Annotated in this window: 20 protein-coding genes; 11 read left to right on the top strand and 9 right to left on the bottom strand. The window is 55.9% G+C overall.

Annotated features, from left to right (window positions below; translation table 11 throughout):
* Positions 1–198 precede the first annotated feature (198 nt).
* The 6 genes from TR61_RS16780 to terL all read left to right on the top strand — a co-directional run bounded on the left by TR61_RS16780 (position 199) and on the right by terL (position 7198).
* Positions 199–1197 (top strand): hypothetical protein, encoded by a 999-nt coding sequence (locus TR61_RS16780; RefSeq protein ID WP_050931682.1) that lies wholly within the window; start codon positions 199–201, stop codon positions 1195–1197.
* A gap of 241 nt (positions 1198–1438) precedes the next feature.
* Entirely contained in the window at positions 1439–2731 is a 1293-nt protein-coding gene (locus tag TR61_RS16770; RefSeq protein WP_050931680.1) for an O-acetylhomoserine aminocarboxypropyltransferase/cysteine synthase family protein, read from the top strand.
* Between the two features lie 433 nt (positions 2732–3164).
* A complete protein-coding gene (locus tag TR61_RS16765) occupies positions 3165–3989 on the top strand; it encodes a hypothetical protein (protein ID WP_157440954.1) in 825 nt (274 codons plus the stop codon).
* A gap of 75 nt (positions 3990–4064) precedes the next feature.
* On the top strand, positions 4065–5387 hold the full coding sequence (locus tag TR61_RS16760; protein WP_050931678.1) for a site-specific DNA-methyltransferase: 1323 nt from the start codon (positions 4065–4067) through the stop codon (positions 5385–5387).
* Entirely contained in the window at positions 5377–5796 is a 420-nt protein-coding gene (locus TR61_RS16755; protein ID WP_050931677.1) for a DUF5681 domain-containing protein, read from the top strand. Before TR61_RS16760 ends, TR61_RS16755 begins: the two co-directional genes overlap by 11 nt.
* The gene (gene terL, locus TR61_RS16750; protein WP_050931676.1) at positions 5786–7198 is read left to right on the top strand and encodes a phage terminase large subunit; all 1413 of its coding nucleotides are present in this window, start codon (positions 5786–5788) and stop codon (positions 7196–7198) included. Before TR61_RS16755 ends, terL begins: the two co-directional genes overlap by 11 nt.
* A 220-nt stretch (positions 7199–7418) precedes the next feature.
* Here terL and TR61_RS16745 read toward each other — a convergent pair whose 3' ends face one another.
* The 3 genes from TR61_RS16745 to TR61_RS16735 form a co-directional block, all read right to left on the bottom strand.
* On the bottom strand, positions 7419–8471 hold the full coding sequence (locus tag TR61_RS16745) for an adenylate/guanylate cyclase domain-containing protein (RefSeq protein ID WP_281178078.1): 1053 nt from the start codon (positions 8469–8471) through the stop codon (positions 7419–7421).
* 89 nt (positions 8472–8560) lie between these two features.
* Entirely contained in the window at positions 8561–9487 is a 927-nt protein-coding gene (locus TR61_RS16740; protein WP_216595420.1) for a heparin lyase I family protein, read from the bottom strand.
* A gap of 394 nt (positions 9488–9881) precedes the next feature.
* Positions 9882–10772 (bottom strand): LysR family transcriptional regulator, encoded by an 891-nt coding sequence (locus tag TR61_RS16735; RefSeq protein WP_050931673.1) that lies wholly within the window; start codon positions 10770–10772, stop codon positions 9882–9884.
* Positions 10773–10864: 92 nt separating this feature from the next.
* Here TR61_RS16735 and TR61_RS16730 point away from each other — a divergent pair, with 92 nt between their 5' ends.
* Together TR61_RS16730 and TR61_RS16725 are read left to right on the top strand one after the other, a co-directional pair.
* Complete coding sequence (locus TR61_RS16730; protein WP_050931672.1) at positions 10865–11089, top strand: hypothetical protein; 225 nt, start codon at positions 10865–10867, stop codon at positions 11087–11089.
* 183 nt (positions 11090–11272) lie between these two features.
* Positions 11273–11692, top strand: coding sequence for a nuclear transport factor 2 family protein (locus TR61_RS16725; RefSeq protein ID WP_050931671.1), 420 nt, complete (start codon positions 11273–11275; stop codon positions 11690–11692).
* Between the two features lie 118 nt (positions 11693–11810).
* Here TR61_RS16725 and TR61_RS16720 read toward each other — a convergent pair whose 3' ends face one another.
* Both TR61_RS16720 and TR61_RS16715 read right to left on the bottom strand, forming a co-directional pair.
* Entirely contained in the window at positions 11811–12032 is a 222-nt protein-coding gene (locus TR61_RS16720) for a tautomerase family protein (RefSeq protein ID WP_050931670.1), read from the bottom strand.
* 181 nt (positions 12033–12213) lie between these two features.
* The gene (locus TR61_RS16715) at positions 12214–13506 is read right to left on the bottom strand and encodes an MFS transporter (protein ID WP_281178077.1); all 1293 of its coding nucleotides are present in this window, start codon (positions 13504–13506) and stop codon (positions 12214–12216) included.
* A gap of 130 nt (positions 13507–13636) precedes the next feature.
* Between TR61_RS16715 and TR61_RS16710 the strand changes: the two genes are divergently transcribed.
* Positions 13637–14461, top strand: a complete 825-nt coding sequence (locus tag TR61_RS16710) for an alpha/beta fold hydrolase (RefSeq protein ID WP_050931668.1) — start codon at positions 13637–13639, stop codon at positions 14459–14461.
* Between the two features lie 179 nt (positions 14462–14640).
* Here the strand turns inward: TR61_RS16710 and TR61_RS16705 are convergent, their stop codons facing one another.
* Entirely contained in the window at positions 14641–15492 is an 852-nt protein-coding gene (locus TR61_RS16705; protein ID WP_050931667.1) for a HalD/BesD family halogenase, read from the bottom strand.
* A 417-nt stretch (positions 15493–15909) separates the two neighbouring features.
* Here TR61_RS16705 and TR61_RS16700 point away from each other — a divergent pair, with 417 nt between their 5' ends.
* A complete protein-coding gene (locus tag TR61_RS16700; protein WP_050931666.1) occupies positions 15910–16158 on the top strand; it encodes a ParB N-terminal domain-containing protein in 249 nt (82 codons plus the stop codon).
* A 308-nt stretch (positions 16159–16466) separates the two neighbouring features.
* Positions 16467–18827, top strand: a complete 2361-nt coding sequence (locus TR61_RS16695; RefSeq protein WP_050931665.1) for a GAF domain-containing protein — start codon at positions 16467–16469, stop codon at positions 18825–18827.
* Positions 18828–19001: 174 nt separating this feature from the next.
* Here the strand turns inward: TR61_RS16695 and TR61_RS16690 are convergent, their stop codons facing one another.
* From TR61_RS16690 to TR61_RS16680, 3 genes are read right to left on the bottom strand one after another with little or no spacing between them, the layout of a single operon-like run.
* The gene (locus TR61_RS16690; protein ID WP_050931664.1) at positions 19002–20270 is read right to left on the bottom strand and encodes a mechanosensitive ion channel family protein; all 1269 of its coding nucleotides are present in this window, start codon (positions 20268–20270) and stop codon (positions 19002–19004) included.
* Between the two features lies 1 nt (position 20271).
* Positions 20272–21615: a serine hydrolase domain-containing protein gene (locus TR61_RS16685; protein WP_050931663.1), complete on the bottom strand. Its 1344-nt coding sequence runs from the start codon at positions 21613–21615 to the stop codon at positions 20272–20274.
* Positions 21596–23047 (bottom strand): alginate export family protein, encoded by a 1452-nt coding sequence (locus TR61_RS16680; RefSeq protein WP_245626914.1) that lies wholly within the window; start codon positions 23045–23047, stop codon positions 21596–21598. Before TR61_RS16680 ends, TR61_RS16685 begins: the two co-directional genes overlap by 20 nt.
* Between the last annotated feature and the right edge of the window lie 195 nt (positions 23048–23242).

Here is a 23242-nt window from a genome sequence, read left to right as displayed (position 1 = left end):
CCCCCCCCAGCCGATGATGATGGAGATGGCTGCGCGGGATGCCTCCATTCCCATCGCCGCGGGTGAAGTGGGGCTGAGCGCGTCTGTCTCGATGGTGTACCAGATCGCGGACTAGATCGCGCCGCGTCTGCATTTTCAGGGTTTTGACCCCGCGCCCTGCTGGTATAGGCTGGCGGGAAAAGAGCAGTCCGGGCAGCCATGGCACAGGCAGGCACAGCCACATTCAACATTCTGATCGTCGGTCAGGCCGGGCGGCTGGGCTATGAGGCTTTGTTGTTCGCGGCCTCTCTGCGCCAGTGCAGCCCCGGTTTCACTGGCCGGCTGATCGTCGCCACGCCTCAGCCCGGCGCGCTGTGGTCGCGCGATCCGTCGCTGCGCTATCCCGAGCTGGTGGCCGCGCTGCAGGATCTGGGGGCCGAGATCATCCCCTTTGAAAACCGCCATTTCGGCGAGAAGTACCCGTATGGCAACAAGATCGAGGCGCTGCAGCTTCTGCCCAAGGGGGAGCCTTTCGTGTTCTTCGACACCGACACGTTGATCGCCGGCGAACTGGCCACGGTGCCCTTCGATTTCGACCGGCCTGCCGCGTCGCTGCGCCGGGAAGGCACCTGGCCCGTGATCGAGCTTTACGGGCCGGGATACACGCAAACCTGGAAGGCGCTTTACGATGCGTTCGGGCTGGATTTCGAAAGCTCGCTGGATCTGAGCCAGCCGGATGAATACTGGCAGCGATACCTTTACTTCAACGCGGGCTTTTTCTTTTTCCGCTGTCCGCGCGAATTCGGGACGCGGTTCCTGGACTATGCGCTGAAGATCAAGACCGATCCGCCGCCCGAGCTGGTCTGCCAGCCGCTGGACCCCTGGCTGGATCAGGTGGCGCTGCCGCTGGTCATCCATTCCTTCGGTGGCGGGCGCGATGCGCTGCCCGAAGGGTATCTGGATGGGGAGGTCAGCTGCCATTACCGCCTGTTCCCGCTGCTTTATGCGCGCGAAAGCGACCGGGTGGTGGAGGTTCTGGAAGAGGTGGCCGCGCCCAACCGGATCAAGAAGGTGCTCAAGCAATACGAACCGATCAAACGGATGGTCTATCAGAACCGGGGCCAGAAGGTGCGGGCGTTGTTTGACCGCGATTACCTTCCGCGCCGCGAACAGGCGATCCGCAACCGGATCAAGAAGGCCGGGTTCTGGATGCGCTAGGGCGGCTTTGGGCCAAAATGTTTCGCGCGCGAAACAATCGCTAAAATTGTTCAGATCCTCTGCGGTGGTGCTTTTGCCTGACGCGTGGCGCTTCTGGCTGGTGGCCGATTGGGTATTTGAGGCCAGAAAGAAGCAGCAGGGCTTGCGGAATTGGCTGGCCGTGGCGCAGCTGAGAGCGGTTGTGCAGGGCAGGGCAATGGCCTAACGATATGGGCAAAATTCCTATGGAAGGACGACCCCCATGACCGACGGCCCCTCTTACGGCTTTGACACGCTGCAGATCCACGCGGGCGCGCGCCCCGATCCGGCAACCGGCGCACGGCAGACGCCGATCTATCAGACCACGGCCTATGTGTTTCGCGATGCCGAACATGCGGCGGCTTTGTTCAACCTGCAGGAGGTGGGATACATCTATTCCCGCCTGACAAACCCGACGGTCGCGGTTTTGCAGGAACGCATCGCCACGCTGGAGGGCGGTGTGGGCGCTGTCTGCTGTTCGTCGGGCCACGCGGCGCAGATCATGGCGCTGTTCCCGCTGATGAGTCCGGGCAAGAACATTGTCGCCTCGACCCGGCTTTATGGCGGCACGGTGACCCAGTTCAGCCAAACGATCAAACGCTTTGGCTGGTCGGCCACTTTCGTGGATTTCGACGATCTGGACGCGGTGAAAGCGGCGATTGACGACGACACGCGGGCGGTGTTCTGCGAATCCATCGCCAACCCCGGCGGGTACATCACCGACTTGCCGGCGATTGCGGCGGTGGCCGATGCAGCAGGCATTCCGCTGATCGTCGACAATACGTCGGCCACGCCGTACCTGTGCCGGCCCATCGAACACGGGGCCACGTTGGTGGTGCATTCGACCACGAAATACCTGACCGGCAATGGCACGGTCACCGGCGGCTGCATCGTGGATTCGGGCAAGTTCGACTGGTCGGCCAGCGACAAGTTCCCGTCCTTGTCCCAGCCTGAGCCCGCCTATCACGGGCTGAAGTTCCACGAGACTTTCGGGCCCTTGGCCTTCACCTTCCACGGCATCGCCATCGGTCTGCGCGATCTGGGCATGACGATGAACCCGCAAGCTGCGCATTACACGCTGATGGGGATCGAAACCCTGTCCCTGCGGATGGAGCGGCATGTGGAGAACGCCGTGAAGGTCGCCAAATGGCTGGAGGCCGACGACCGGGTGGAGTACGTCACCTATGCGGGGCTGGAAAGTTCGCCCTATTACGACCGGGTCAAGACGATCTGCCCGCGCGGGGCAGGGGGCCTTTTCACCTTTGCGGTCAAGGGCGGCTATGACGCTTGTGTGAAGCTGGTCAATGCGCTGGAGATCTTCAGCCATGTGGCCAACCTGGGCGACACGCGGTCGCTGATCATACATTCGGCCTCGACCACGCACCGGCAGCTGACGCCGGAACAGCAACGCGCGGCAGGCGCTGCGCCCGAGGTTGTGCGGGTGTCGATCGGGATCGAGGATGCCGATGACCTGATCGCCGATCTGGACCGGGCACTGGCGGCGGCGGCGAAGTAAATCGTTTCGACACGAGAGGGGCAGGGCGCGGTCCTGCCCCTTTTCATTTGCGAAAGGGCAATGGTGCGCTCGAGCGCAGAGTGCCTTCGTTTTGCTTGATTGGCTGATCGTGCCTGCCGCGCAGTATAGCTGCTTGGCATCTTTTCCTAAATTCGATCCCCCGGATCGAATTTACAGCGAAGCTGTCGGAAAAGATGGTGGTGGTTCCAGTCATAAGCGAACTGTTCTCTGGTCTCAATTTCCCTGTTAAACAGGGATAGAACAGGGAATTTTGGTACTTTTCGACCCAATCGGGCGGTTATGGCGTGAATTTAGACAGTTGCGTCAGTGCGTTACACCGAATTTCCCTGAGCGCATTAACAGGGAATTTTTTCCTTGGATCAGGGAATTTCAAGTGGCTTACAGGGAAGTCCAACGCGCGTAGTATTGCAAAATGGAAAAGCCGCGAGAAAACCCACCTCCACTGCCTGAGCGAGTCCTGATCCAGTTGGGTATCCCGGATTCCGGCTGGGTGAATGATCGCCCTACCATCTCGGACCAAACTGCCCGAGAGATTGAAGAACGTCTTGCAGATAAAATGACACGGGCAGAGGTGAATGACCTGATGCCCATTTTGCGGCGCGGGTTTTCCAGTGCTGTTGAAATGGCGCAGGTGCACGACCGCCTCCAGAAAGAGATCGAAGTACAGGCCTCGGTCACAGGTCGAAAAAAACGGCCACCCAAGAAACTCGGCGTCATTCTTCGGGATTACATTCGCGGCCTTCGTTCTGTTTTGTCGGAAGCCGAACATGGCAAGCGACGTATCCGGTGGCCTGATTTCTTGCGGGATATCGAACAGATCGAAGTTTTGGATCGGCTGGTGACATCGGCGTTGGAAGAAAAGCTGTCTTTTGGGATCACGGACCCTTTGCGAACTTCGCCGGAGCGGGCCGCTGACCTTATGGCAGAAGTGCTTGAGGATGTTGAATACTCGATCGATGCCGGGATCAGGACCGGGCCGTCGGAGCCTGCGCTCAACCATCTCGCGTTGGTCTTCGTGCATGCGTATCGCGCGGTTACCGGGCACAATCCCGGTCGGACCTGGAATGACTACTCAGAGACCGAAACTGGTTTCGGCCTTGAGGTCTGCCGCGTGTTGGCAGGCGAGTTATATCGATTGCTCCTGGAGGCTGAGGCGCGGGCGAAGCCAGCAGACATGACCAAGCCTTACCGAAATGCCATTCAGTCCTTGAAGGATCAGGGCGAACCGCAGGCCTGAGAACAACCGGTCCATTATCACTGCTTTTCGATACGTGATCTGGAATTGCCAGTTATTCGAATCGGAGACCGGTATATGCAAGACCTTCAAATCATCTATTGCCCTGTGGCGGAGATAACCGTGAACCCGCGTAACGCGCGCACACACAGCCGCCGACAGATCCATCAAATCTGCGATAGCATCAAAACCTTCGGCTTCACCAATCCTCTTTTGGTTGATGAAGACGGTGTCTTGATCGCAGGACACGGCCGCCTGGACGCAGCGAAGCTCCTGGGCCTGGAGCGCGTTCCTGCGATTGTGCTGGCACATCTCTCAAGTCCGGAGAAACGCGCGCTGATGTTGGCGGATAACAAGATCGCTCTCAATACGGGCTGGAACCTGGACTTGCTCGCTGCCGAAATGGCGGATCTGTCGGCAATGACGACTGGGTTCGACTTGGAGGTTACAGGCTTCGAAGTTGGCGAGATCGACCTTCTGTTGGATGACACGCCGATGTCCGATACCGAACCGGAACTGGCGCCTGAACCGGACCTGGCGGCTCCTGTCATCACGAAGCGCGGCGATCTCTGGCACCTTGGACCGCACTCGGTGGTATGTGGCGACGCCCGATCTGCAAGGGACGTGGCTTTCCTGATGGGGGATGATCGCGCTGATTGTGGTTTTACCGACCCGCCTTACAACGTTCCCATCGCTGGTCACGTCTCCGGCAAGGGCGAGGTTCGCCACCGCGAGTTTGCGCAGGCATCGGGTGAGATGACGTCCTGCGAGTTTGCGGACTTTCTGTCGGAAACTCTCTCTCTCGCTGCCGGTTACAGCCGCGACGGGGCTGTTTGGTTCACCTGCATGGACTGGCGGCACATGGGAGAGATGATCGCGGCAGGGACTAAAGCATTTGATGCGCAGCTGAATCTCTGTGTCTGGGCAAAGACCAATGGTGGAATGGGATCGCTCTATCGATCTCAGCACGAGTTGGTCTTCGTCTGGCGGAAGGGCAGGGGGCGCCATCGCAACAACATTCGACTTGGAAAATTTGGGCGCAACCGAACCAATGTCTGGTGTTACGCGGGCGTGAACAGCTTCCGCGACGGTCGGATGGATGAGCTGCGCGCCCATCCGACGGCCAAGCCAGTCGCCATGATCAAGGATGCGCTTCTGGATGTGACATCGCGCGGCGATGTCGTGCTCGATCCCTTTGCCGGCGCCGGGGCGACATTGATCGCCGCGGAACGATCTGGTCGATCTGCGCGGCTCTTGGAGATCGATCCCGCCTATGTAGACACGATGTTGCGGCGTTGGCGGGAGGAAACCGGCGAAGATCCTATACGCGCTGCAGATGGCGCTCAGCTCTCAGGTTTGGAAGGGGATATCGGATTGCAGGGCGGAGATCATGACGGATGACAAGAAACCAGAAGATGTCGTTGGATACGGCAAGCCTCCAAAGTCGAGTCAGTTCAAGAAAGGCCAGTCGGGCAATCCCAAAGGTCGGCCCAAGGGCAGCCTCGACGTTCGAACACAAACCAGAGAGATGTTGGGCAAACAGGTCACCATTACCGAAGGCGGCAAGCGCAAACGCGTCAGCGCTCTGCAAGCGACCCTGATGCGTCTGGTTGAAAAGAGCCTCAAGGGTGACATGCGCGCCATAGAAAAGGTGTTGGCTTTGGCGACGGATATGGCCGCTGAGCTGGAAGCCCAGCGTCAGGAACGGTCCATGAGCGCGACTGACACTGACATCTTCGAGCGCTTCAAACAGGACATCCTTGCAGGACGGCAGCCGCCTCAGCCGAAGGGAGACGCCGATGACGAATGATCTCAATCCGGCGGACGTGTTCCGAACTATCCTTCGCAAAGACCTGTCCAGCTTCATCCAGCGCGCTTTTGCAACGGTTGATCCAGGTGCGAGGTATCATCACGGCTGGCATATCGACGCGATTGCTCATCAATTAGAGCGCATCGCACGGGGAGATATTCGACGACTGATTATCACGCTGCCGCCGCGGTCTTTGAAATCCATCGCGGCCTCGATCGCGTTCCCTGCCTGGCTGCTGGGTCATGATCCCATGCGCCAGATCGTGGCGGTGTCTTACTCGGACACGCTGTCTGAAAAGCTTGCTATCGATTGCTTGCGGATCCTCTCGTCGCCCTGGTACCAGGCGGCCTTCCCAGCAACCCGATTGGCAAAAGGGCAGACCAGACGTGCAGACTTTGCGACGACACGGGGTGGTGGTCGGTTCTCAACGACGATTGGAGGCACACTGACCGGGCGAGGGGGCGACATCATTCTCATAGATGATCCTCACAAACCGGAGGATGCCACGTCTGACGTCAAACGGACGGCCGTGTTGGACTGGTTCAAGTCAACGCTTGTCAGCCGCCAGAATGATCCTGCGACCTCCGCCATCGTCCTGATTCAACAGCGTGTGCATGAAGGCGACCTCGCCGGCATGCTTCTTGAGCAAGGAGGGTGGGTCCATCTGGATCTTCCGGCAATCGCGGAAGAGAGACAGGTGATCGATCTGGGTTGGCGTGGCGAGGTCATCCGCGATCCGGGCCACTATTTGCATCCCGATCGTCTGTCCCCAGGGGTTCTTGAGGAACGGAAAGCAGAGCTCGGATCTTATCTGTTTGCAGCCCAGTACCAGCAACGACCGGCGCCGCTCGGAGGTGGTCTGGTCAAGTGGGCGTGGTTCAAAACCTACACCAAGGCGCCTGAGCCTGCTTCCGGGGATCGCATCGTGCAGAGTTGGGATACGGCTTCCAAGGCGGACGAGACGAACGACTGGTCTGTCTGTACCACCTGGCGTGTTCGCAGAAACTCCGCCTGGCTGCTGGATGTGCATCGTGCGCGGCTTGAGTTCCCTGAATTAAGGCGGCGCATTCAGGTGCTTCAGAGCCGATGGAACGCTCAGCTGATCCTGATCGAAGAGGCGGGGTCCGGGGTGCAGCTGATACAGGACCTGAAGCAGGACGGCGCCATCAGCGTCCGCGGGATCATTCCAAAGGACGACAAAGCAACGCGGCTTTTGTCTGTGTCGCATCTCATTGAAGGGGGGCAAATCGCGGTTCCCGCAGACGCGCCATGGATTGCGGAGTTCCAGCGAGAGGTCACGCTCTTCCCAAACGGAAAGCACGACGATCAGGTCGATAGCCTGTCGCAGTTCTTAATCTGGTTGGCGCAACCACGGGTTCGGCCGTGGATTCGTGCGCTTTGATGCTCGTGAAACCTTGCAGTTTTGCTTGGAATGACGGGCGCTCCAAAACAGAAAAACCGGGCAGTAACTCAACAAATGCCTCGACATCGATCGGCTGCTTCAAGCGACAAGGCGGACATCCGAAAGAACCGATCAGATGTCCGGATCGAGCCCGAAGCGGGCGTTCTACAACCGACCAAAATCATTGGTAGCAACTGAACCGCGCAAATGCTCTCGGAGCTCAAAAACGAGAAAGTTCGAGACTGCACCTTCTAGGGCCGCGGGTACCTCGTACGAATATCCGCTGATCGTCAACACTTCCTCTGAAGGCGATCAGCTGAAATGGTACGACTTCACCGATGATTTGGGTTTCGGTCCATTGAAACTGGCCTAGGACCCTTACGATGCCTGCCTCAGTAATCGCAAATTCCATGATCTCGTAGAACGGCTCGCCACCATCATATGCTTCGATGGGTTCAGAACGACCTAGGCGATACGTGGCAGCGCCATTTCTCACATGCACGAGCATTGGCCTTCCTTCCTGCGTCTCGAAATCAGCAAGAGGTCCATCGCCAGCTCTGGAGCAATGGAGTGCGCCGGTATAAATGCCATCAAAATCAGAAGTCAGTTCGCTGCTATCAATATCAATAAGTTTGTGCATTGGTGGCGGCCCGAAGTGATCTGGAGCCCGATCTTGTAGGTTCCACCACCACGCAGCCCCAACAATACCCGCCGCAAAGAGCACCGTGGTCAGGATGGCTAGTTGTCGTCTTGATTTTGATAGCTTTGGCGGCCCGTAGTCAGCACTGGTCACTTTATAAACGCGAACTGGCTTCGCCATATTTTTTAAATGCTTTTCTCCCAGTGAGCGATAGCCCACATCGACTTGTGTCTTCAGCATGTCATATGCAGTGCCAGATACCACGATTCCGCCTGGCTCCGCCAAGGCTTCAAGGCGGGCTGCGATGTTTACTCCGTCACCATACAAGTCATCATCATCTGAGACGACATCACCCAAATGGATCGCAATTCTGTATTGAATACGTTCGTCCTGTGATCGTTCGCTTTCACGTTCGACAAGCTCCTGCTGAACTTCGACAGCGCACTGTACGGCTTGAACGACCGAACCAAACTCGACGATTAGCCCATCACCAGTTGACTTGATTATCTTGCCGTTGTGACGGCCAATCGTGGGATCAATGACATCGAGGCGAAGTTGTTTCTGGCGACCGAGAGTGCCAACCTCATCAAGTTCGATGAGGCGGCTGAAGCCAACCATGTCGGCGGCAAGAATTGCAGCAAGCCGTCTTTCCAGCGCCCTAATCCCTACGATTGTTTCATTGATAAGTTTTGCCTCTTGCTCGCAACTCGCGACGGATAGTCCTATTGCTTGAGCACCCTACCACCACGAGCGACGAAGTCGCTTTTCTCGTTTGAACGGTGCCTGAAAACTCGTTGCGCGTTGAAGTAGCCCAGCTTTCCCATCGTCGACTCGTAAACTTCGCAGTTACTAAGGCCGAGTTTTTTGCATGTTGGAGCAGTGCCGACAGCAGAGAAATAGGCCCGTACGTCCTTTGGGTTGCGGTATCGATTGAGTTTGATCCGATAGACGCCAAATTTGAACGGAATGTTGCTGGCTTTCTTCGACGTATCGCCGCGATACCCCACTACCTTTTTCCCATCTATCCAAAAGTCGAAAGCCCCCCTCTGACCGTCATCCCAAACAGCCCGAACGACCACCTGGACCCATCGGCCGGTGAATCGACGTACCGGACCGAGCAAAATGTTCGTATCAGTCCAATCGCAGTACGAGTTGCTGGTACCGTTTCGCTCGGAACCAACGATGCAATCGTAGTCTTCAAAACGGTGAATCAGCTTGAGAGCAGTGCCGCCCCCGTCATCGCTGAGACCAAATCCGACCAGTTGTCCGAATGTTTGTCCGCGCCTGTTGTCCTTGAAATCAAAAAGCCAAGTATGCTCGCGGGAAACGGTTCCGTTTGGCAGCCACAACAGCATGTGCGTCCAGGTTTCCCGCCCAATACGCTGCCCTGACTTTGAGTGTTGTCCAAACTCAAACCTCTGCGCGTAGCCTTCTTGGCCTCTACTGTACCAGTCGTCCTTATGACCTTTCATCGACACTGACATAGTTATCTCGGCGGCCAGGCGACCTTCGTGCATAACCATACGAAGGGCCTTTTGCTTCGGGACATTTCGCCCCCCGAAACGAAATCCTGGCGTTTGGCCAATCAGAATCTGCTTAATGTTCTGGCTCTTCAGAAGGTTGGTTTCGGCGGTCGCTTGAGATGACAAGCAAACAAGCACAAGCGACAAGTATGCAATCAGTCTCGAGAATGTGGAAAATCGGAGGTATGACATGCTTTCAGTGTCTTAGGGTGTTTGTTGGTCAAGCATGACGGCTCCGCGGCCTTTGTCAAACCTTGTGTGCCTCACTGTGGCGTCGTCCACGAAGCGCAAATGGCTCTGACATTTCCTACGCATCAGTTTCCTTGCCCGCGCGCTAGTATGATTGTGCCGAAAAGGGTACTCGTGGCAGTAGACTTTGGAGTCGGCTCTGTCCGCGCAGCGGTCATTGGTGCAAGCTGCAGCTAAGGGCAGCTCTGAGCCCACAACGGACGTTGCCAAGCTTATCACGGATGAGACGTCAAAACTAATCCTGAGGCATCATCATTCCGCCTCACGTGTGTCATTCTTTGTAAATCGCCGCATAACGTGGGGCGAAGTATTTTACAAAGGCTCTCACTTCAGGACGTCGATATGCATCAGGTGAAACCAACAACAAATGTGGAGCCGAGAGTTCTTCGATCTCGTCAAAGCACCGGATGAGGGTTTCGTCCGGCTCAAGCAACTTCACGTTGCTTATTCCCAACCCATGACCTGCTCTGATCGCCGCATGCATGAGATCCAATTCGCTGTAGGTCGCCACAATCTGTTCGGGCTCAATGCGCTCCAGCAACCAATCATGAAATACGTTCGGAACGTCCCCTCTTTGGAACGTCACGAACCTGTGGCCTTCCAAGTCTTTTGATGAGATGGGCAATCCAAACTGCTCCTCATAGGTTTTTCCGCCAAACAGAGACCACTTCGCATCACTAATTTTCCTTGAAATCAGATTTGGGTCAGGTGCACTTCGAACCAATCTCAGAGCTATGTCTGCTTCGCCCGCGATCAGGTCGAGTGCTCTGACCGACGGCAAGAACTCAAACGCGATTCCTGGGTTTGTTGTGGAAAACTCATTTACAATATCGACCATTCGCGGCGAAAAATTGGCCGCATATGCTGTGATGCGGATAGGTTTTGCCTCCGACAATTCAACTGCATGCCTGGCGAATGAATTTGCTGCAGCTTCGACTGTCTCGGCACTCTTGATGAGATCGTGTCCGTTTTTCGTGAGTTTGAAACCTCGGGTGTCGCGCTCGAAAAGTACCAAGCCGGTGGCATGTTCCAATGCATCGATACGTCTGGCCACGGTGGGTTGGGCCAAGCCGAGTTTGCGAGACGCGGCCAGCGTCGATCCTTCCCTGACAACCATCAGGAAGACGCGTATATCCGACCAGTTCCAGGCTTCGCTCTGCATTTATGTAGAACAGCACAGCTTCAACTGCGATACCAGTGGTTGGTGCTGGCCAGTAATCTAAAGGGAGATCTCATAAACTAGGAGTTCCAACAATGACCGCGCTCACCGACCACCAACCAGGTACCTGGAACCCCTTCAGATATTTGCCCAAGCTGTTTGAACGTGGTCCTTTTGCTTCACGGGAGCCCGAGCATGCCCATGAAGCGGCACTGCAACGCCGAGAGCTCATTCTTGAAATGATGCAAGGCCACCCGGATGCATTTCAAAGTGATCTAGACGTTCAATACCTGATGCAGTTCTACCCTTCCCGGTTTTGAACGCTGCTCCAATTGGAGCGCTTCGGTTGGTGCTTTATTGCGGGTCTATACGTTCTCTGTCGCAATTTGGATGACCGGCTAGGCAATGCTACACTTCCGGGAAGAGAAGCACGCGAAGGATGATGGGCAAAGATCACAGCCCATGGGAATGGGAATTGCATTCAAGACTTGGGAGGGACAACGATGACTGATGAAGAGGAAATTCGGGCCCTGATCGGCAATCATTTCGAGCCGATGACTTGGGGAGAGGACAGTGTGCCCGAGTGGGACAAGTTTCGGGAGGACTTTTTGCCCGAGGCGATCCTATGCGGTGCGGCCCGACCAGTGCAGGTCCGACCGCTCGAAGCCTTCATCGACAGAATGGAGAATGTCGCGCGAAAGAACCTGCACAGCTTCGAGGAACATACGCGTGGCATGAAGATCATGCGCTTTGGGAACATTGCCGTGGTGCTAGCCATGTCTGAGCTGACTGAAAACGGGACCGAAGTGAACCATGACATCAGTGGCTATCTTCTGGTGAAGTCGGAAGGCCGATGGTCGATCGCAGCGCACGCATGGGAACCGGCAGGGGAAGATAATCCCGTTCCCGAAGACTTGCGCTAACTTCAGTTCCTGCGAGCATTGCGTCTTTGTCCGCAACGCGATCACTCAGCCAATCTCAGCAGCGATCGCCCGGAGCTCTGAGTGGTGATCGACGCTCCTCTGTCCGTACACCCAAAGGCTAGGTCTTGTCGTTCTTGATGCTCAGTCCGACTTCTGTCGTGAAGACCTGGTCAGCGAACCCCCACGCCCCACTTTGAACTTCGTGTATGCGACAGGACGTGTTTTCAAACATTTTCCCACCAGCTGCGTCGCCGAAGGCGCGGATCACTGACCTTATGATCCGTTCCTTGTCGTCTGCGTCAAACACGCCTTCAAGGACCTGGATATCGATCTGAGGCATATCAATCTCCTTTGTGTTTTGAACATGATATCAGGCGGGTGTTGGCGTGCAATGACTGCTTTGAGCCCGAAGCGGACGCACAGATATCCGGCCTTTCGGTTTGCATAAATGTCCAACATTCGCTCAGCGGTTAGTTGGAGCTCTATTCAAGTAATGCCAAACACTACCTCGTGATACCACTTCAGGCGCTTGCTGCCTCTGCTTCTCCAGATCCTTTGATCATCCAGAACAGGATCGCCACGACGACCAGGTTCAGGGCACCGGCCAACGCGGCCATCCCATAGGCGACGGCGTAATCAGCGGTCATATCATAAAGGTATCCGCCCAGGTATCCGCCGTTGGCGTGGCCAAACCATCCGAACATGGTAATCACACCCAGAGCAAAACCACGCCGCTCGGGCGGAGTGTAGGCGGCGGTGGTGGTCAGAACGCCGGTCATCACGCCGGCATATCCAAATCCATATATCGGAGCATAGAGATAGAAGCTTGAAAGGTCGTTGATCAGGATGAAGCCGTAAACGAGCAATGTCATCCAAGCCGTTGCTGTCATGTAGGCTGGAATAGACCCGATAATGTCCGCGAGCTTCCCGAAGGCGATACGCCCGACTATACCCACCATCAGCATCAAGAAGATGACCGAGCCAGCTTCATCGGCACTGTATCCGCAGCCTTGAATATGCGGAACAAGATGCATGAGGGGCACTGACATGCTTGTGCAACACAAGAAAATCGCGAGGCACATCATCGGAACGACCAGTTTGATTGGCGGATAGTCACGGCTCTGCGCCGCAGACACTTGCGCGGAATAGCCAAGTTCGATCGGCCTGAGCAGTGCCGCCAACGGGATAAGAACAACGAGCATCAGGCCGCCTGTGATTGCCAAGGCTCCCGACACCCCGAATGATTTGATCAGCAGCGCCGATCCGAACGGTACTCCCCCTTGGCCTAAGGCTTGACCAGCCGAGGCAATGCCAATCGCAAGACCAGCGCCTACGGGGAACCATTTTCCAACCAGTGACATGACCGGCGCAAAGATTGCAGCTCCGCCAAAGAGGCCGGCAATAAACATAAGCATATAATACTGCCAAAGCTGGCTCGCTGCTGCGGAAGTGAGATAGGCAAGGCCCATCACAATGCTGCCCATCAGAACAACGGTACGGGTTCCGAACTTGTCGGCCATAGCGCCCATAATGAGCCCGCCGAATGCCATGCCTACGATGCCGGATACGTTAATCAAGGAAATATCTGCACGATCCCAACCATGGAGTTCTTCCAAAGGTACGACGTAGGCGGACATGCCATTGACGATTGCGCCCATTGACATGGCCAATATCAACGCGGCCGCTCCGACAATTACCCATCGAAAAGGTGGCAGATGCTCGACGGTGGTCATGGCGCTCTCCTGAAAATTCCAAACACTATAACATACTAGTTTTGTTCCAAGTATGTGTGCGAAGACCGCAGCCGCTATCACCGATTATGATGAAACCAGCTGGACCGGTCAGGCCAAAACTTCAAGTCATTGCGTGCCTTGGGTGGCAAAGTCGCAGTAACTTTCGAAATGTGCTACTTATCTGCCTCTCCATTAACTCCGGAGGAGACCAATGCCTGTTCTCAACTTCGACCACGGTCAGATGCATTACGATGTAACGGGTCACGGCCCTGCAGTTCTGTTCGTGCATGGCTCCCTCGCGGCGGGCGCGCAGTGGCGCAACTTGGCACAGTCGGTTGTCAACGCGGGGTTTACCGCTGTAACGGCTGACCTTCCCGGCTATGGTAGGAACGAGCCTTGGACGGTCGAACGTCCGTGGACGCCAGACATTGATGCCGCCGCCCTCAAAGCGCTTGTCGAAGAATTGGATACCTCTGTGCATCTTGTCACGCATTCGGGGGGCACGATGCTGTCCTTCCCGCTTCTCGGTGACACACCTGAAATAGTGCGATCAGCTGCTTGGTTGGAGCCGTCCCTCTGGGGATTGTTGCGCGAGCAAGAAAATCCAAAGCTGCGCGAGATCGTCGAACTGGCAACGACTTACGTTGCACACATGGACGCCGGCGCCCAAGAGGAAGCGATCGAGGTGTTCATAGATACATGGGCGCGCCGTCCAGGCACATGGGCTGCCACACCGGAGAAGATGCAGGAGAAGATACGTCGCGTCGCTGCGCGACTTTATCATGAATGGAATAGCTGGCTTAGAGACTATGGCCCATACCGTCCGTATACTGAGGACATCCGGTCACTCAGCATTGATCCGCTTGTAATCAAAGGCGGAGAAACTATCGAAGCGATGAATGCGGCATGTGCGAGTTTGGTCGCATTACGGCCACGCATTAAGGTGATCGAGATAGAGGGCGCAGGTCACAATGTTCCGTTCACACATTCTGAAGAAGTCGCGGGGCCTCTTCTCGATCACCTGAGAAGTTCATGAAGGCCGCGTGGTGGTCATTCAAATGGCTTGCGAGTGCGGCATCGCGGCTAACGGCCGGATTGTCCGCACAGCGGTCATTCGGACGCAACTCTGGTGCCGCTCTGCTGCGAATGACTGCTTTGAGCCCGAAGCGGACAGCGTCTCGGATCGACCGGCTTACCGTTTCCCAAGCCGGACGCCTAGTCGACCAATGTGTCGGCCCGCAGTCCGGCCCGTTCGTGGTGGATCGGCAGAGTTTTTCCATAAAGCTGTCGGGTGCGCTCCACACTGCCCACCATATCGGGCTCTTCTACATAGGAAAAAATGGCGACGTATCGCGGTGTCGGGCCTTTCAGGGGGGCGACACGATGCAGGGAGTAGCGCCCCTTGAACACTTGAAGATCGCCGGGTTGGAGCGCGAGCGAGATCACCTTGTCGGAGGTCCCGTCGAGAACCGTTGAGACCGCTTCGAAATTCTCGTTCTGGCTGTTGCGTATCATGGGGGCGTATTCGAACGCCCCGCCACGTTCGGCATTTTGCAGGGCCAGTGTGACGGTGAAGTTGTTGGTATCGAAGTGCCAGGGAAATCCGTTGCCTTCCCCGGCCGCGTTCACGATCAGGTCTGCCAGCGGATCGGCGTAGCGGAAAAAACGGTCCTCCGGTTGTTGCAGGCAGTCGCGGATGAAGGCATCGAACCCCTCGCTGTCGAAGATGGTTCGCAGCGCGCCGTCCGAGTGGAAGTTGTCAGCCGGAATGAACGCGTTCGATCTTTCGAAAAACCGTCTCCGCGGGTCGGAGGCGGGCAGGCTGATATCCTCGGCGGTGAAATAAGTGTTCGTGCGCGAATAACTCCGGTGGCTCTTGTCGGCAACGCCGTCAGCTTCCGACACTGCCGCAGCAATCCCGGCGGGGGTCAAAAAGCCCTTGAGCACGGCACAGCCGCGCAAGTCGAGGTCCCCGCGCACCCGGGCCAGAAGCGCATCCCGTTCGGGGCCCGCCGCGGAAATCGGATAGCGGTCGTAGTCGATCAGGTCGTTCGCCAGCAGTCGCATCGGGTGGTCTCCTAGAGAGTTCTTCCGTTCACAGTGCAACCCAGCGTCTGGCCACTTTCAACCGGGAGGGCGACATCGTGGGGTCGTTTCCATGGAATGCAGGAAAGCGGTCATTGCTCGCCTCGAGCAATATTGACGGCAAGTCCCGCATCTCAGTCGTCGGAAGCAACAGTCGTGAATGGCCGATGCTGGTAGGAGCGGTCGCTCAGGCACCAAAGCGGACGTCGCCGCGCAGTCCTGTTGCCTCGAATGGCTACTGAGCGCTTCTTTGCGGACACCTGACCAAAACGCTCAGATGTCTAAGGAGAGCCCACTCCCGCTGTCAGCGCCCGCATCACACTGGAACTTAGTGCCAAATAGTTAGTCGGTCCTCACAAATAACTGGCTTATCAGGGGGAAGTGGAGCAAGCTTGACCCATGTTGAATAAGCATACCGTTGCGATCGCCGATATCCGTGTTCCCCTCAAGCGAAGGAAGACACTGATAGAGATTAAGGTGCAAGAAATCGCGGAAAGCATCATCGAAAATGGACAAACCACTCCAATACAGGTGCGCATAGATGGTGACGGTTTTGTACTGATTGAGGGGCTCCACAGGCTCGAAGCTCTTCGCGCGTTGGGGGAGAGTTCAGTCGACGCCTACTTCGTAAAAGCTCGACTTCACTAACATCTAGTGGTGCCTTACTTCGTTTATTTCGACTTCGCTTAGTAAGTCCATTTGTCACCTCGAGCCAGTCAGGCAAATCAGTGCACTGGACAATGGGTTTGTCCACTCCGCAAACACCCTTCCCGTCTCCCGATACCTTCCGGCAGCGAATGACCGGTTTGTCCGCACTGCAGACGTTCGACGAATTTTGCTGAATGGCCGCTGTGCGGACAAACCTGCCGTTGGGTGAACGTCCGCTTTGGTGAAGGTGGCCACACTTCCTCTGAGCGTCTAAGCTTACATCGAAATTAGATTTCGGAGCACCCCGGATGCAGGGTCAAACAATAGAAGGCGAAAATGTCAGCCTGCGCGCCGAAGTCGAAAGGCTGAAAGAACGCGAAGCTGCTAGCCGGGAAATTCTTGGGGTTATTGGCCTGAATCGGAGCGACGAACAACCAGTATTGGATGCGATAACGCAGAATGCGGTCAAGTTGTGCGATGCCACCGGTGCTGGATTGTGGCTTTCGAGCGCCGCAAGAGACGTCATCCGGCTGGCAAGCGTCGCCGCGACGGACAAAACGGAGTTCCCGGTCGGCATGGAAGCGGAAATGGAGGCCATTTCGCCAATGGGGCGGTGCATGCGCGACGCGCGCACAATAAATGTGGCTGATATTCGGGATGACCCATACTATTTGGACGGCGATCCGGTCCATATAAAGATGATTGACGAGGTTGGGATCCGTAGCCGGTTGATTGTGCCGCTTGTCGAAAACGGGATTGCGTTTGGGTGTATCAGTTTGATCCGGAAAGAAGTGCGTTCGTTTTCAGACGACGAAGTCACGCTGATCGAATCCTTTGCAGAGCAGGCCGTAATTGCCATTGAGAACGTGCGTCAGTTCTGCGAGGTGCAGGAGCGACTGGAGCGGGAAGAGGCGACAAGGCAAATCCTGGGGGTCATCAGCCAATCTCGCGACGATGAAAAGCCTGTCTTCGATATGATCCTTGAGAGCGCCTGCCGGCTCTGCGATGCGCCGCTCGCTTTCATGAGTCTTGTGAATGACAACGGCACGCATTTCCGGGTCCCCGCGCATCGCGGTGCCACGCCCGAAATGGCGCAGGTCTGGGATAAACAGTTGGAACCAATCGAAGGTTCTGCCCTAACGACCTCCGAAGCGATCAGAAATCGGCAGATCATTCAGGTGGATGACCTATCGAGCTCGGATTTGCCCGATACTGCCGACCAACGCCGCGCGCAGTTGGCCGAACTGGAGAAGGTCCGCGCCTATCTGGTGATCCCTTTGATCCGCGGTGAACGGGCAATCGGCACCATCAATCTCTACCGCCGCGAAATCCGACCCTTCCTCCCCGAGCAGATCAAGCTGGTCGAGACGTTTGCGGCCCAAGCAGTCATCGCCATTGAGAACGTGCGACAGTTCCGCGAGGTGCAGGAACGGCTGGAGCGGGAGGTCGCGTCAGCAGAGATCCTCGAGGTGATCAGCCGGTCACGCGATGACGATCTACCGGTTTTTAACGCTATACTCGAAAACGCTTCTCGGCTCTGCAACGCACCGCACGCATTCCTGCAATTGAGAAGCGAGGATGACTCGCATCTCGCCGTGGCCGCTCAGAACTTTGCGAAATCCACTTTTCTCGACGGTCTGCGCGCCAATCCCATCCCAATCCACAACAATCCAGGGTCCATCTCGGTACTTGGTATGAACGCCGACAAACCAACGATGTACGAAGACGTAAGCGCGCTGAAAGGCACGAAGTATTATACTGAGCAACTAGGTTATGCGATTGACCGGGAAGGAATGCGGACAGCGCTGTTCGTTCCGCTAAAATCCGAAGACAAGCGTATCGGCGTGATCGTCTTGTACAGGCTGACGGTTGCGCCATTCTCGAAAGATGAGATCGCACTTGTTCAGACCTTCGCCGCGCAAGCCGTTATCGCCATCGAGAACGTCCGCCAGTTCAAGGCATTGGAGAAGCTGAATGCTGAACTTGGCGACCGGGTCGAGGAACAGGTCGGCGAGATAGAGCGGATGAGCAAGCTTAAGCGGTTCCTGCCTGCGGCGGTGGCCGATACGGTCGTTTCCACCGGATCAGAGAAAATGTTGAAAAGCCATCGCGCCCTTCTCGGCGTGCTCTTCTGCGACATCCGTGGTTTCACCGCATTCTGCGAAACCGCCGAGCCGGAAGAAACCATTGAGGTGTTGCAGACCTATCACGAAGAGATGGGCAAGTTAATTAACGCCCACGGTGCCGGGGTCGATCACCGTTCGGGCGACGGTATTATGGTTTTGTTTAACGATCCGCTGCCCTGCGACGACCCGGCAGGCGATGCAGTCCGGCTGGCCGTTGCAATGCGCGAACGGATGGCGGACTTGTGTCAGCAATGGAAACGTATGGGCTATCGGCTTGGCTTTGGAGTTGGTGTATCGCTTGGATATGCGACGGTCGGAATGGTCGGTTTCGAAGGCCGCTTTGACTACACAGCTTCCGGCACCGCGATCAATCTTGCTTCACGTCTTTGCGATGAGGCTGAGGACGGTGAAATCTTGCTTAGTCCGAGAGCCAGCATTGCGGTCGAGGACGGTTTCCATGTGGAATCGAGGGGAGAATTGAATCTGAAAGGGCTGCGCGAGCCTCTGGAGGTCTTCAGGTTGACGGGAGTTGCCGAAATTTAGAAAGTTCCGGCCCTAAGGGGGATCGTCTAAGGGCCGCTTCGGGCTCAGTTCAGTCATTCGATGCTTTCAGTCAAATGGCCTCTTTGCGGAAAAGGCCGCCATACTTGATGAGCTCAAAAACGCGCAAGACTTTCGATTAAGTCGCTATCCGTCTAGTTATCTCTAGCAGAATGATCAGGCTTCCTTGGTTTTGAAGTGAACGTCTTGTTGCGGATAGGGAATAGAGACCCCTGCTGCATCGAAGGCTTCTTTCACCTGATGCGTGAGATCCCAGTAGACTGTCCAGTAATCCTCTGTCCTGGACCAGGGCCGGCAGATGAAGTTTACCGAACTGTCAGCCAACTGGTGGACACGAATATTCGGCTGAGGATCTTTCAACACGGCCGGATGGTTAATGACAACACGTCTTAGAACATCCATCGCTTCGGGGATGGAGTCTTCATATGAGATGCCAAAGACCAGATCGACGCGCCGCGTGTCACTAGCTGTGACGTTGGTGATGACGTTGCCCCAGACATTCTTGTTCGGAATCACGATCACTTGGTTGTCACCGGTTGTGACAGTTGTGGCGACGATACTCACGGATTTCACCGCGCCGCCAACGCCACCAACCTCGACATAGTCGCCTTCGTCGAAAGGTTGATTGATCATAATCATCAGGCCGCTGGCAAGATTGCCAAGAGTATCCTGGAAAGCAAATGCCAGGATGAAGGAGGCACCGCCTATCATTGCAAACAGAGGAGTGATGTTGACGCCAAGACTGGCAAGAACGATCAGAAGACCGAATACAATCACCAACCAGAAAACGACACCTGTTAGGAACACCTCCAACAGATTGGAGATATTGGGCACACGTCCAATCCATTTCCGAGCCAGCCCGCGTACCGCCCGCGCAACGATTAGGAGCGCTAAGAAAGATAGGGCAACAATCCCAATATCCATTGCGATTGCCAGCCCGCCATCCACCCGCGTGAGCCAGTTAAGAAATGCAAAAAAAACAGCCCGAGGCGTTGCCAAAATCGTTTCATTGAATAACACGGATTCGCGATAGGTGCGCAGATCACTAACCAGATCAGGGTCGCCGCCCTTGCTTTCCAAAGCGTTCAACACCATCACATAGCGCTCAAGAGTTCCGGCCCGCGCCTCGGTCATCTGAGCGATTTCCTGATAAGCGGCATCAGTAGCAGCTTCCGGCTTCCGCAGCAGATTTATCTTTTTGTCCGATAGAACTTCTGTTTCCCGTTGAACGATCCCCTGCCATGCTCGCGCCAAAGGTTCGAGCTGCTCCTTGGTCAGTGGTATGAGTTCGTAGGCTAATTCTTCGCTGGGGATCGCTGGATCAATTAGCTCGGGTGGAGTGCTTCGAGCATCCTCCTGAGCTACGGCGACCGAAGCCAATAGAACTCCGATCAGCGAGATTAACAGGGCTTTTAACAAGTTCATGTCAGTCGCGTGTCATTAGGTATTCTGCAACAGCCTGATAGGCGGGCAACGATGTTGGATCGATGAAACCGTTCTGAGCTCTAGGGAATGAGGCCAAACGCACCAGCACCATTTCGGCTACTGGGTCTACATAGATTGTTTGGCCGTGAACGCCTCGCGCTGCGAATGCGCCATGATCGTTGTGAAAGACCCACCACTGGCTGGTATAGCTGCCTTGGCCGAAAGTTGGGAAGCCGCCTCCAAACTTGGATCGGTCGCCGCCGGCGCGGATCTTTTCAACTACTTCAGCTGGGAACAAGCGCTCACCGTTTATCTCACCTTCGTTCAGCATCAGCATGCCAAGACGTCCAAGGTCGCGTAGACCTGCGGTGATTCCGCCTCCCGCAAAGGGCACACCCTTGCCGTCGACAGTTTGGTAGGCGTCCTGTTCGGCTCCCATCTGGCGCCATAGGCGCTCCGAAGCAAGCTCTGTCACCGATTTGCCTGTCACGCGACTAATGATCCAACCCAGCATGTCAGAGTTGATGGTCTTGTAGTGGAACTCATCGCCATGGTTGCCTTCCGGCTCAACCTGCTGGAGATATTCCCAATAGCCATCCGGCCCGTCGTAATCTGCGGGTTTGGGCAGCGGACTCGCTGCACGCGAATAGAGCCAGATATCGGCATTGGGATCGGAATAATCTTCTGAGTATTTCACGCCTGTGGTCATATCCATGACTTGACGCACGGTGGCCGTCGCAAAGGCGCTGTCGCCGATTTCGGGAATGATGTTACGTACCAAAGCCGTGTCGTCAAGCGCGCCCTCGACAACCATGATTTCGGCCAAGAGGCCAGTGAACGACTTTGTCATCGACATGATCGCGTGCTTACCGTCTTCTTCGAGACAGCCGAAGTACCGTTCGTAAACGACCTTTCCTTTATGCAGGATCAACATGCCGTCGGTGTAATTTGCGTAGAGCGATTCTTCCCAGGTCATCTCCTCGTCGCTCTTCTGGGGGGTGAAGGTGACCGCATCGATCTGCTGGCGCATGTCGGCAAACTCGGCGGGAGGCAGATACTCCAACGGCACCGGCGCGCGGAGGCCTCGACTGATCTCTTCAGTGGGCAGAAACTCCCGCAGGTGGCAGACGGACCAACGCAGTCGGGGGAAACTAAAGTAGACGCTGTCGGGTTGCGTGATCATCTTATCAGGTGGCGGAGGAAAGCCCTGCATCCACCCCATGGCCTTTGGGTCTGACTCTTGCGCCGAGAGCGGCGCCGCTTGTGCGTATGCGCCGGTCGAAACGCCAATCGCCATTGTGACCACCGTGATCAGTGCTGCAAGATTAGAAGTTAACGACGACATTGATGAAGCCTCCTGTCCATGGGTCTGCATTGCCGCCGATGACGTTGTCGATTCCTTTGCCAGGGAAAGAAACGGAAATTCCGGCAGTCAAAAACGTATTTCGATTGATGATGCGGCTGTATTCGAGGAACACATCATCTGCGAGATGCGGATCAGTGACGCCCGTGATTATGGCACCCGTTGCTGTCACGCGTGTGGCCTGACCAAACTGGATCGGGCTGTTTAACTCGTTGGCCCGGATATGGGCATACCGCAGGGTCAGCGTGTCACGCTGCGTAGGTTGCACCCGAAGCGCCAGCGATAATGCGTTTACATTTGAGTTGATAAAGGTGGAGGCTGATTTCGAGCCGGTTGCCCAAGCGCTTGGGCTGCCCTGATAGTAAAGTGGGTCGAAACGCTCATACTGAGTTGTATTTGGATCATCTCCCGAAAACGTTTGATAACTTACCGTCAGATTTGGCGACCAGGGTAAATCCGCAAAAGTGTAACCAGCTGTAACGCGTCCAGCCCAGGCTTTTAGGTCAATGCGGCTGTTCCGCTGTATCGCCAGGTCACCCGAGAAGGTCCAGCCTTCAAAAGCCCCCTTAAGGGGACTCGTTTTGGCGTATAAATTCAGCGTCTTGGTGCCTTCGCGTGCACCAAACAGCGGCAACAAATTAATTGGATAGGGGGAGTTGGAGTTCAGCACATCCACGAATGTAGCTCCGAGATACCCACCTGCAGGGTCATCATAGCGCAGATCGAAACCGGCAAGTTCATTGTTGCCGTCTGTCGACGGCAATTCATTTGGGTCGAGGAAGAAAAGCGTTGCTCTAAGATTCCCAGAAGCCAGTCGACCGATCGCTGCCCTCTCCCACGCCTTGCGGGGGCCGAATTTCAGTGCGCCACGTTCGAAGCCGCTGGTGGCGCCATTGGCGATCAACATACCTGTTCCAAGCGTCAGTTCCCGCGGACCTAATGAAAGGTCAAAGGACATGCCTGAGCCCAGGTCGCCTTTTATCGCCAGGTATGCCTCTTCCAAGGTCGACGCGCCTGTATCGCCTGTGCCAAATGCATCCGTCCCCCATGTGTAGGACGAAACCGCCGAAAACTTGCCGTAAACGACAAGCCCGGTATCCAGCCGATGCTCAAAACTTAGGCCGGGTTTGACATAACCCTCCAACCATTCGGTGTCCGGATCAAAGCCACTTGCCGGCGCAGTAATTGCGGCTAGGTCCCAAAAGAGGTTGTCTTCAGCAACTGTATTGAGGCCAAATTGCAGGTGGCCTCTAACCGTCAGACGTCCGTCGTCATGAAAGAGCGCTGGATCATCGCCATCCGCCGCCGCACTCAGCGTCAGCAAAATAAACGCAGCAGTGCTGCAAACTATTCGGAATAGCCCAAACAAGAGATGTCTCCTAAATACAGAAATCAGATCAAACGAGCCGATCACACGCAAGTTAAAACTTCCACATCCATGCGCAATCCTGCCAGCCTTGGGTTCAAGGCAATCATTTTCCACTGTTTGTCTGAATGCCGGCTATTCCACTCGAAGAACTGCAAGGTCTGAGAACGAGTTTGGCGCGATGCAGGAGCGCGTCACAAAACCTTCACATTTACATGTTTCCTAGGGTCAGGACTCATAGCC

Source organism: Aestuariivita boseongensis, from assembly GCF_001262635.1.
In the GTDB taxonomy this organism is placed as follows: domain Bacteria; phylum Pseudomonadota; class Alphaproteobacteria; order Rhodobacterales; family Rhodobacteraceae; genus Aestuariivita; species Aestuariivita boseongensis.
The sequence above is the reverse complement of the archived record's forward strand: the minus strand, read 5'-3'. Positions and strand labels throughout refer to the sequence as shown.